General features: G+C 68.7%; 9 protein-coding genes and 1 pseudogene. 8 read left to right on the forward strand and 2 right to left on the reverse strand.

What is annotated here, in order from left to right; all coding sequences use genetic code 11:
• Positions 1-566: 566 nt before the first annotated feature.
• A pseudogene (locus FHS42_RS38025) lies at positions 567-998 on the forward strand (pPIWI_RE_Y domain-containing protein); the annotation flags it as partial.
• 14 nt (positions 999-1,012) lie between these two features.
• Here FHS42_RS38025 and FHS42_RS38030 read toward each other — a convergent pair.
• Entirely contained in the window at positions 1,013-1,237 is a 225-nt protein-coding gene (locus tag FHS42_RS38030) for a hypothetical protein (protein ID WP_246495890.1), read from the reverse strand.
• Positions 1,238-1,400: 163 nt separating this feature from the next.
• Here FHS42_RS38030 and FHS42_RS38035 point away from each other — a divergent pair, with 163 nt between their 5' ends.
• The 7 genes from FHS42_RS38035 to FHS42_RS38435 all read left to right on the forward strand — a co-directional run bounded on the left by FHS42_RS38035 (position 1,401) and on the right by FHS42_RS38435 (position 7,302).
• Positions 1,401-1,727 (forward strand): restriction endonuclease-related protein, encoded by a 327-nt coding sequence (locus FHS42_RS38035; RefSeq protein ID WP_312867181.1) that lies wholly within the window; start codon positions 1,401-1,403, stop codon positions 1,725-1,727.
• A gap of 112 nt (positions 1,728-1,839) precedes the next feature.
• Positions 1,840-4,188, forward strand: a complete 2,349-nt coding sequence (locus FHS42_RS35875) for a hypothetical protein (protein WP_246495886.1) — start codon at positions 1,840-1,842, stop codon at positions 4,186-4,188.
• 8 nt (positions 4,189-4,196) lie between these two features.
• Positions 4,197-4,748: a hypothetical protein gene (locus tag FHS42_RS38040; protein ID WP_246495887.1), complete on the forward strand. Its 552-nt coding sequence runs from the start codon at positions 4,197-4,199 to the stop codon at positions 4,746-4,748.
• Entirely contained in the window at positions 4,742-5,311 is a 570-nt protein-coding gene (locus FHS42_RS38045; RefSeq protein WP_246495888.1) for a pPIWI_RE module domain-containing protein, read from the forward strand. Before FHS42_RS38040 ends, FHS42_RS38045 begins: the two co-directional genes overlap by 7 nt.
• 386 nt (positions 5,312-5,697) lie before the next feature.
• Positions 5,698-5,832 carry a hypothetical protein gene (locus tag FHS42_RS38425; RefSeq protein ID WP_281392947.1) on the forward strand — a complete coding sequence of 45 codons (135 nt, stop codon included), beginning with the start codon at positions 5,698-5,700 and terminating at the stop codon, positions 5,830-5,832.
• Between the two features lie 298 nt (positions 5,833-6,130).
• Positions 6,131-6,823 (forward strand): RNaseH domain-containing protein, encoded by a 693-nt coding sequence (locus FHS42_RS38430; protein ID WP_312867180.1) that lies wholly within the window; start codon positions 6,131-6,133, stop codon positions 6,821-6,823.
• Entirely contained in the window at positions 6,733-7,302 is a 570-nt protein-coding gene (locus FHS42_RS38435; RefSeq protein ID WP_312867182.1) for an RNaseH domain-containing protein, read from the forward strand. The genes FHS42_RS38430 and FHS42_RS38435 overlap by 91 nt, the downstream gene beginning before the upstream one ends.
• Before the next feature lie 166 nt (positions 7,303-7,468).
• On the opposite strand, the gene FHS42_RS35885 is transcribed toward FHS42_RS38435, so the two are convergent.
• Positions 7,469-7,903, reverse strand: coding sequence for a restriction endonuclease (locus tag FHS42_RS35885; protein WP_312867183.1), 435 nt, complete (start codon positions 7,901-7,903; stop codon positions 7,469-7,471).
• Positions 7,904-8,000: the final 97 nt, after the last annotated feature.

Genomic DNA, 8,000 nt, shown 5'->3' on the forward strand with positions numbered 1-8,000 from the left:
GGCGGAGAGCCTGGTGGCTCTACCGTTGGCCTGGCGGCCAACTACGGGCCTGACGGCCCGTAAGGTGACACACAGGCATGCCTGGCGGCATGCCTGTGTGTTGTCTGGGTTGGCCCTGACGGGCCAACCGGAACAGACAGGGCGGGGCCTGGCGGCCCCGCTGTCGTATGTTTCGGGCTTCATGCCTGGCGGCATGACGGTGGGGTTCGGGGTGGTTGGGGTTCCCTGCCCTGCCGGGCAGGGGTTGGTGGTGTGTCGGCGCCTGCAGCACCGTGATGTCGTAAGGGTTTGTTGGACAGTTATCCGGTTCCCCTCCCCCCTTGCTGTGCCGGGGACTGTGGGGCCTTGGCCCTGACGGGCCAACAGAACAGGGTGAGGCGGGGCCTAATGGCCCGGGTGGCATGCCTGCCAGGATGTCCGGTTTCTTGTGGTGCCCCGCTGTCGTGGGGCCCATCTTTGTTGGTTTTCGGGGGCGTTGTCAGACCGGGCGTGTAGGTTCCCGGAGTTGTTGGCCCGTCTGAAATGGCCCCGAATACCACTGGTGGGGCGTAGAGGGGTGATGAGCTGTGCCTGTCAGTCAACATGTTGCCGCTCGGAGGATCATTACCGCTGCTCTGCGGGCCGGTGCGGCGTGGATCAACCAGGTTGAGGAGCCTCGTGCGTGGCGGGAGTTGTCGCGTATGCATGGGGTGCTCTTGTTGAGTCTGCCGGTGGGAGCCGGTCCTTCGACGCATGCCGAGATGATCGACTTGCTGCCGGTGCGTCTGCGGGAGTGGGTGCCTTTGGCCTGGGACGAACTGCCTTTGTCGATGGGGGATTTGGTTGTCCTGACGGACAACGGTGAGCTGACCGAGGAGGCCTTCGAGGCGGGGATGAACTATCTGGAGGCCCTGTACAGGGACGACGGATACTTCGATCTCGGTGGGACGTGGCTTCCGGCATGAGTTCGGCAGACGGCCGAGCAGACGGAGCGGGCTGCCTTTCGGCACATCCGCTCCGGCGGGCAGGCCGGCTATGTGGCGGCGCGGACCATGCTGACCGAGGTGCCGTACGGCACGGAGCGGGCGTTGGTCGAGGAGTACTCGCGGCGTGGCGCGGCGCGGATGGACGCGTATCGGCCTGTTCCCTCGGACCGGGTGTAGGTGGGGGCGTCGTCGTGGTTGTGGCCGTGTCCGCAGTGCCGGTATCCGATGGTGCTGCGGGGGGGGGACAGTTGCGGTGTGAGTATCCGCCGCATCAGAGCCGGTTCGGTCTTGTCGCGGGCAGTGGCAAGCGGGGTGGGCCACCTGCACTGACCGGTGGGCGGGGCCGGTTGGCGACGGCTGCGGAGCCGGCGGAGGGCGTGTTGTGCCTGGACTGGGGGGGTGTGGCGGTACATCACCTGCCCCGGGCTGAGTGAGGTGGGCTTGATGCAGTGGCTGGAGAAGCAGGAGGGGGTGCGGGTCGAGCGCTGGGAGAACCTCGACGAGTGGGATATCGGCGTCTACCTGGCGGACGGGCATCGCTGGCGGGTGGACGTCAAAGACCACCAGGACGCGCAGACGATCATCGACCGGCCACCTGCCGGGGAGGCGGTGATCGTCCCCAACTATCGGCGCAGCCAGGTCAATCAGCTGCAGGCCGGGCTCGATGCACTGCGGACTGCTGACGGGCAGCGCTACAGCGTGTTCACGGTCAGCCGTTTCAAGACGGCTGTGGCCCGGCGGGTGAAGGGGATGGACACATGACGTCGCCGAAGAACGTCAAGTACTCCGTCGGCGTGCCGCTGACCTGCGGGCGGCGATCCTGCTGGCCGCGCGGGTGTTCCCCAACCGGGCGCCTGAGGAGCAGGAGGAGCAGGTGTTGATCCTTCCCGTCGGCAACGAGGAAGCCCTCATCGATGCCTTGCTGGACGCGCTCGAGGGCAACGCGGCCAAGGGGCAGTTGCTGCCCAAGCCTGCGCCGCCCGGCTCCTACGTCAACGACCTGCGGATCCGGGACCCGCTCAGCCCCTCCGGCCGGGTGGTGGACGTCTTCTACGACCTCGACTACCAAGGGTCCCCTGCTCCCAGCGTGGTGCAGGAGCTGGGCGCCGCCCCGGTTGCGGACGAGGTGGTGATCCCCTTCGCCGAGCTGGACGAGATCGCGGGTCGGCTCGATGAGCTGCGCGGGCAGGACTACCGGCGCAAGGCGGTCGCGGACATCAGGCGGCATGCCCGCGGCAGCGACGGCACGGACGTGGGCGAGCTCCTGCGCGTCCAGGCCGGGCCGCTACGGGTCTTCCACGCACCCACCGGTATGGGCAAGAACGTCCTGAGTGAACTCGTCGCAGTGTGGTGCGTCAAGCGGGGCCGGGTGATCTCGCTGGTCGTTCCGCAGAGCGCACAGGTCCTGGCCACGGTGTACCGGCTGCGGCAGGACCTGGCCGACCTGGAGATCTCCGCACAGGTCACGCCGGTCGTCTCCCCCGCCTCCATACAGGAGCTGGCCGAGCAGACGGCCGGCAACCCGCACGACGATGCGGCCTTCAGAACCTGGGTGTACCGGGAGATGTCCTACAGCTGCTCCCTGACCGGGCACGCCACCACCTCCTCCGAAGCGGTGGATGCCTGGACGCCGGGCCAGGAGCCGTGCGACCAGCTCAAGCCCAACGGGCCAAAAGCAGACAAGGCCATGGCCTGCCCGTGGCGCGGCGGATGCGGAAAGTTCCGCCACCACCGGGCCGCGGCGTCGGCGGACATCCTCGTCACGAACCAGGCGAACTTCCTCACCGGGCACATCCACGTGCCGGTGACGGGCCGTCCTGCCCCGGGACGGCGCATGACCACCAAGCAGCTCCTGCTGCACCGCAGCCATCTCGTGATCATCGACGAGGCCGACGTGATGCAGGCACAGGCCTTCGAGCAGGCGGCCCGTCAGGTGCTGCTGGCCCAGGATGGTGCGGAGCACACCCCGGTACGGGATCTCGACAGCCAGTTCCGGCGGCACTGCCACCGGCTGCCGATGAGTCTCGAGCAGTATCTGCGGCCGCTGATCAACCACCTGGTGTGGCTGGCCGAGAACTACGTGTCCCACCTCGTCGGCGGGGTCATCCATCCCGACCGGGAGCGGCGCAGCATGGTGGTGCCGCGTCGCTGGGACGGGATGTTCGCCTCCCGGATCTTCAAGCTGGAGGCCGGGGAACGGCCCGCTGAACAGCAAATGCGGGCGGTCAACCAGCTCTACAAGCGGGAGGGGCCGCTGGAGTTGACCGACGAGGTCAAGGGGCTGGCGGAGCTGAGGGAACTGCTGTCCTCGGTCACGGACCTGGCCGGCGGGCTGGACCGGCTCACTCATGTCACCTTGAAACGCATCGGAGAAGCGTTCTCGGCGATCACCGGTGAGAAGGACGAGAAGCGGCTGCACTCCCTGGCGCTGCTGGAGGCCCGGCGGGCGTATCTGGAGGAGATGCGCAGCATTCTGCACCGCATCGTCGGGGTCGCGGCGCCGTTGCAGGGGGCGGGGATCTTCGCCGGCAACGGCCTGGTGGACGCGCTGGCCTCGCACGTGCCGTGGCGTGCTGCCCCCTACGGCCCTTTGGGGCGTGCGCTGTTCGCGTTCTCCGAGACGTTCGACCCGGCCGACCGGCACCAGACGGCGCTGCGGCTGAAGTCTGTCGGGGATCCGCACGCCCACCTGGCCTACCTGGGCGAGGTGACCGCGCTCGCCCATACCGGCACCCGCCGGGCGGTGATCGGGATGTCCGCAACCGCGTTCATGCCGTACGCGCCGCGTCATCACCTCCTGCCGGAGCCGACCTGGTACGTACCGGACGACGTCAACGGAAGCCTCACCGTCGAGCTGCAGGCCGGCCAGGACGACGGGGCGGGCACCGTGGTGTCGGGCACCGAGGGAGCAAGCCGGGAACGCGCCTATACGGCCATGGGGCGCAGCGTCGGTCAGGGTCTTCCTGCGCAGCTCGACGCGGTGGCCGCCGATGCGGCGACCGCCACCGGGCGTAGCGCTGCTCGCGCCGACCGCCTACAACGCCGGTCCCGCGCTCGCCCGCGGCATGGTCGATGCAGGTTGCGGGATCGGAGATCTGTGTGGCGGTGCGGCCGCAGGACATGGCCTCGCTGGAGCGGATGCCGCCGGGCTGGGTGCCCATCCCTAGCAACCGACTCGAGCAGGTCCCTCACGCCGTGGGCCATGGCCGGTGCCGGTATCTGATCGCCCCCATGGCACGGGTGGAGCGCGGCCTGAACATCGTCGACCGTGACGGGTGGTCTCTGCTGCATGTGGCCTGCCTGGTCAACCGGCCCGTCCCGGTGATGGAAGACCCGCCGGTGCTGCTGTCCCTGGTCAACTCGCTCGCCTACCGTCGGCGGCGGCCGGGCCCCAATCCCGCGGCGGAGTTGGAGCGGTTGCGGATCGCGGCGGGCCAGATCTTCGACGGCATCCGCAGCGGCCAGGGCTACTTCAAGACCTCGGGTGAGGAGGTCAAGCTTGCCGTCGTCGCGGAGATCTTGACCCGGCTGATCCAGCTGGGCGGGCGTACGCGCCGCGGCGGGGATCACGGGCGGCTGCGGCTGCTGGACGCCGCCTTCACCCAGACCGCCGCGTACTCCACTCTGCCCGCCCTTCTTCAGCAGTTGCGCGGGAAATGGCAGGACGAGGATCACATGCCGCTGATCGACGCCGTCTATGGCACCACCATGACCGACGCTCTGCTGGGGCTGGCGGAGCACTCCCCCACCGGGTACGAGGAACAGGAGATGGGCGAATGGTGAGTGACGACCGCAGGCGGCTGTTCACCATGTCCTTCCCGCTGGATGACCGGCTGCTGGGCACGGTGCACGTCTATCCGCAGGACGAAGCGTTCGCTCCGGCCTGGCGGCGGCTGCCCCGGCCGCGGGGCAAGGACGCCGTGCAGCCGATCGCGTCCCTGCAGACGGCGGCGCGTGCCGTGACCGGTGAGCGGCTGGTGTTCACCAACCCCGGCCGGCCCGCCAGGACCGGCCGATGGGCGGGGCGGAGCGTGATCGTCACGCCCGGGCCCTTGGACGGAGCTGTGGTGCGCACCCTGATGCGGGAGTGGGAGACGCGGCTGGACGGGCATGACGGCCGCGACACCCTCGCCGCCCTGCTGCAGTTGTCCGACGACGGGCCCCAGCCGCTCAGTTCGCTGCTGCACCGCGACACCATGGGGCGGATCGCCGGTCCCCGCTGGGCGTTTCGGGTGGCCGGGTGGCGGCTGGCGAGCGTGCTGGCTGCCCAGCCTTTCCCCCTCGACGAGACCCTGCCCGCGCTGCGGTTCCACCTCGATAGTGAGGGCGACCTGCTGGCGTGGTAGGCCCCGCTGGTCCACGAAAGGACGTGGATCGACGAGGAGAGCGGCAAACGCCGGCGCATCGCCGGCTACGCCATGGAACGCATCCACATCGAGGTCGAACCCGCCCTTGGCGGAAAGACTCTGCTCGCGCATCTGTCGGCGCGGATCTCGCGCGTCGCCACCCATTACAAAGGCATCCGCAACGTCCTGCTGCGCCATCCCGTCAACTCGGACATCATCCTCAAGGCCCCGATCACAAGCCGGTGGGAGAAGGGTCCGGACGGGTTCATGCAGCCCAAGGAGGTCCGCTACCGCGGGGCGACGGCACAGATCGTCGAGGCCTGCGGCGTCGGCCGCCTGCCCCAGCCGCCCCTGACGGGACTGGACGAACTCGGGGGGTGCGCGGGGTGCACCGCACGGGCAAGCACCCGATCGACAAGGGCGCCGGTGCGATGTTTCACGCCCGGCTCGAGGAACACGCCGGGCACGTCCTTGGCCAGGAGCCCGTCGTCTACTCCGGAACATCCATCAAGGTCAGCTAGCCGGGCGGGGGTCTGCCGCCCTACGTACCGGCCGGCAAGATGGCCGACGCCATGGCAGGCGCCCGCCTCGATACGGTGTGCACCGTCGTGCTGTACGAATCGGCCGACTGGCGCACGCGGGTGATGGGGCAGCTTGCCCGCGACTACGCACGGCCCGAACTGGCCGGTCTGCCCGACGAGCAGCCGGTGGTCCTGGCGCCCGGGTACGAGCTCGTGGCGGTGCGGCTGCCCGAGCTCGTCCGCCACGGCAGCCACGACCGCAGCCTGATTGTGAACACTTTGCCCTGGTTCAAGTCCGGTGCCGACGGATGCCAAGCACGCGCTCAAAGGGCTCTTCGCCGAGCGTGGCATCCCCTCGCAGTTCATCACCATGGACTCCGATCCCGGCGATCCCTACCGGCTGAACACGCCCGAAAAGGTCACGCGCTCCAGGGCCCTCAAGGCGGGTCTGCCGGAGCCGGACGTCGCTTACAAGGACGACCATGCGGTGCAGATCGCGCTCGGCAGTCTGCACTCCGACTCCGGCATCATCGACAACCGCCTGGCAGCCACCGCCTTCCACCGCAATGCGAAGGACACGGCTTTGGACCGAGAGGCCGTGGCGGTGGGTCTGTGGACCCGCTATCACCGCTTCGACGAACGTCCCGGCCGTCCCCGCAAACTGGCCGTGCTGGCCATCACGCTCGTCGCCATGCGGATCCCGCTCGGCGCGGACACGTACTGGCCCACGCTCATGTACGGCGACCAGGGCTGGTGCCCGCTGGCCCAGGCACGGGCCCTGCACCATGCCGGTCCCATCGGCAAAAGAGGGCATCACCTGCGGGAGGACCATGGGGGGGCCCGGACAACGTGCGCACCTATGTGGACCGGGCGCTGGCCGCGCTCGGTGACCGGTTTCCGATCATCGTCTTCGCCGAGGAGCGTGAGCGGATCTGGCCCGGGCTGTGCAACCACCGGCTTGGCGATGGCCATGTTCCCGGGCAGAGCCTGATCGGCGCAGGGGTGGGATGTGGCGGTCGTGAGGGTCGGCAACGGGCAGGGCACGCCGCAGCTGTCACGGCGTACCGGCTGCGGGGGGGCAAGCTGCCGGCCAACCCGCTGCAGCCGGTCATGCCGGAGAAGATCCTCTACCGTTACGACTACGGGGACGCGGTGTCCTGGCTGTTTTCGGGGCAGTCCCGCCAGCACGCAGGCGGCCAGCGCACCGGCACCCAGTACGCGGGCCGCACCCTGCCCGGCGGGCAACTGGCCCAGATGGGCGCTCTTTTTCACGCCATGACCCGCACCGAATACGTCATCGCCCGCTGCGGCAGTTGGCGTGAGGGGCAGCTGGCAGGTCTTGCCGCGCGGGTCTCGGAGCAGGCCGCCATGTGGGACGGGCGCACCAATCTGCCCGCGCCGCTGCACCTGGCGAAGAGCGCTGATGAAAAGCATCCCGGCTTCGTCGACCAGGAAGGGCTGAGCGAGTAGGTGCGGTGACGGCGGGCACGGCGGCTTCCGGACTCGGTGTCGGTGCAGCCGATGGGGTGCTGGCTGCTGCCGTGCCCCGCCTGGCCCTTGGCGGGGCGGGTGCACCGTGCCGCTCCCCTCATCTGTCACGATCCGAACAGGCCGTCCATCTGGAGGGTGGGGTTGGTTACTTGGAGTACGTCTGTTTCCAGCGTGCTCGGTGGCGGGCTTCTCCCTGTCCGCGTCCGTTGACTTCAGCCAGGGACAGCAACGGTGTCCCGTTGTTCCACAGACCGAAGAAGTCGCGGTGCAGGGTGAGGATGTGGTGCTTGACCGCGAACGCATCGGCTTGGGGGCTGAAGCGTGTGGTGGCGACGAAGATGGCCACATCCGCAGCGAAATGCACCTTTGCTCCCAGTAGATCGCGCACTTCGCGACTGGCGATCGTCCGGTGGGGTGCGTACCGCTTGCATTGGATCACCATGGTCCGGCCGTCGGGCAGGCGGCCGAGCACATCGGCTCCGTTGTCCCCGGTTGAGGTTCCCCCGAGATGCGGAAGATGGTGACAGAGGGTCAGATGGTTCTCATGAGAGGAACATCGACCATGGTTGCCCCAGGAAATATTCGCTGGAGTTGCGTGAGCGTGCGGTGCGGATGTATCGCGCCTCGGATCCGAAGCCGCAGATCAAGAAGCTGGCCGTCGACCTCGGCGTGCATCC

This window comes from Streptomyces zagrosensis, from assembly GCF_014203645.1.
Taxonomy (GTDB): domain Bacteria; phylum Actinomycetota; class Actinomycetes; order Streptomycetales; family Streptomycetaceae; genus Streptomyces; species Streptomyces zagrosensis.